Source organism: uncultured Campylobacter sp. (assembly GCF_938017705.1).
Classification (GTDB): domain Bacteria; phylum Campylobacterota; class Campylobacteria; order Campylobacterales; family Campylobacteraceae; genus Campylobacter_B.
The window spans coordinates 1-2,355 of record NZ_CALIIS010000225.1; the positions used below are offsets into that span (position 1 = coordinate 1).

The following is a 2,355-nucleotide window of genomic DNA, read 5'->3' on the forward strand; positions in this document are numbered from 1 at the left end:
GTATCGATACCTAAGCCCTGTTTTCGATATGGGCGAGAATAGACGGGTAATCGGGCTTGATAGTGTAGGGCTCGTAAATCGCCCAAATTTGTTAAACAACGCAATCAACTCAAAAGGAGAGGAAGAGATGGATAAAGAAATTTCGGAGCTTTCGGCAAAAATAGACGCCCTGGGCAAGCAAATAGAGGAGCTTAGCGCAAATTTTGCCGCTAGCAACAAAGCAGAGGCTGTAAACGCAAAGCAAGACGATGCCGCAGAAAGCGAAGCGAATGCAAAAGAAAACAACGCGATAGAGGAAAAGATCACGGCGCTAGACGGACAGGTGCAAAAGCTTAGCTCCCTTTTGGGCGCGTTTTTCGGCAAAAAGGAGCTTCAAAAAAATAGCGCGTCCTCCTTGAGCGACGAGCAGAAAAAGGTGGCCTCTCTTTTAGGGCTTAGCGAAGAGGAATATGCAAAGGGGATTAAATAATGGCAAATTTTGAAGAGACATCGATCGGCTTTAAGGCGGTCTTTCAAAAGACCTTCAACGATACCAAAAGCGAGGCGGATGTTCTTGCTATGCGCATAGACAGCAACGATCTAAGCGAGAAATATGTTTGGCTGGGTAACTTTCCGATGATGAAAGAGTGGGTCGGCGATAGAGATATCAAAAAGTTCAAGGATTATGGCTATGCGCTAGAAAATCAGCCTTTCGAGGCTAGCGTTACGGTGCCAAATACTCATCTTGAATATGACAAAGTCGGGCTCTATAAACCTGCGATCGAACAGATGGCGTTCAATGCGAAAAAATTCGGCGGCGCGCTAGTGGCGAAAATTCTAGCCAATGCGGCCGACTCCACAAAGGGCAAATGCTACGACGGCAAGGCGTTTTTTGCCGCCGACCATGCATCTGGTAGTGATACCTATGCAAATAGCGGCACCGGCGCGCTGGATACGGCGCATCTTTTAGCTGCGGAAGCCTATATGATCAGCATTAAAGGCGACACCGGGCAAGCCCTGGGCGTAAGTCCGACGCATCTAATCTGCGGTCCTAAAAACCTTGCCGCAGCAATTACTGCGGTAAATAAGGAGCATTTAACCGCAGGCGAAACAAACCCTACTTTTAAGCGTTATAGTTTGCTCGTTTTGCCGGAGATCGCGGGCACTGAGTGGTATTTGATGGATCTAGGCAAACCGGTGCGCCCTTTTGTGCTTCAAGTTGCGAAAGATGGCGTCTTTGAGAGCAGCGACGACCATAAATTTATGAAAGACGCTGCACTATTTGGCTGCAAAAGCTTTATGAACGCAGGATACGCATTGTGGCAGCTTGCCTATATGTCTACGGGAAAATAAGGAGATAAGATGCATTATTGTGCGGAGGATTTTTTAGAAGATGGACGAGGAATTTCTAAGCAGAGCGAGACAGAGTCTATTCAACAAGGCGGAAGTGAGCGAGGCTCTAGCGAAGCAAGCGATGGAGGAAGCCAGAGCGCTGAGCAAGAAAAAGGCGATTCCGAAACCCTCGCTAATGGATCTGGCGATGTTTCGACTCAAGCTACTACTGAAAATAGAGCCGACGCAGCTGGATCAGATACTGGCAAACGAAGCTCTAAGAGAAGCGGCAGCGATAAAAAATGATGACGGCAGCGGCGGGATAATCAAGAGCGGGCAGCGCAAAAGCGAGCTTAATCAAATCTAAAGATTCCCTCGCAACGCCAAGCTTACGCTCACAGAGCGGGCTTTCAAGGTAACATCGGCTACGCCGAGTGCCTAGCTTGTTTTGCTCGCCCGAGAAAAAACCGATAAAAAGCGCCTGCGATAGCAGGCAGTAACTTTAGGTGGCGCAGGGAGTGCCTGCACTCCCGCTCGCAGGGCGGGCTTCGCTCGCCCGAGAAATCAAAATATAAAGGAGAAAGAGATGGCTAGCAGCGATTATGTCACCCTAGGCGGCGGCAAGCTCTATATCGACGTCTATAAAGAGGGCAAGCCTACGGGCAGATTTGAATACTTCGGGCTCAGTTCGGAAGTAAGCATAAAGACCGAGCTTGAGAAGCTAGAACATACCAACACTGAGGGGGCGACGCAAGCGATTGATAAAACGATCGTGAAGAGCCAAAGCGCTACGATGAGTTTTAAAAGCGACGAAATTTCGATAAAGAATTTAGCCCGGGCGTATTTTGGCGAAACGTCGCAAAGCGAAAAAACGGCTAACGTTAAAATTACCGACGCCAAAGCGGGCGAAATCGTCGATCTAGGAGCCGTAGGCGGCAATCTTAGTGCCACCGTAGGCGGAGGCGGCACCGCTCCAAAAAAGGATGAGGACTATAAGTATCACGCAAATAGCGGTATAGTCGAATTTCTAAAAGATATTTCCGG

The 2,355-nt window shown here is 48.7% G+C and carries 4 protein-coding genes; all 4 read left to right on the top strand.

Going from position 1 to position 2,355, the window contains the following annotated elements; all coding sequences use genetic code 11:
* On the top strand, positions 1 to 469 hold a 469-nt coding region (locus Q0605_RS10370), incomplete at its 5' end, for a phage protease (protein ID WP_298706805.1).
* Positions 469 to 1,332 (top strand): Mu-like prophage major head subunit gpT family protein, encoded by an 864-nt coding sequence (locus Q0605_RS10375; RefSeq protein ID WP_297893794.1) that lies wholly within the window; start codon positions 469 to 471, stop codon positions 1,330 to 1,332. The genes Q0605_RS10370 and Q0605_RS10375, both read left to right, overlap by 1 nt.
* 40 nt (positions 1,333 to 1,372) lie before the next feature.
* A complete protein-coding gene (locus Q0605_RS10380; protein ID WP_297893796.1) occupies positions 1,373 to 1,678 on the top strand; it encodes a hypothetical protein in 306 nt (101 codons plus the stop codon).
* 219 nt (positions 1,679 to 1,897) lie between these two features.
* The coding region (locus tag Q0605_RS10385; protein WP_298706806.1) for a hypothetical protein at positions 1,898 to 2,355 on the top strand (458 nt) is incomplete at its 3' end.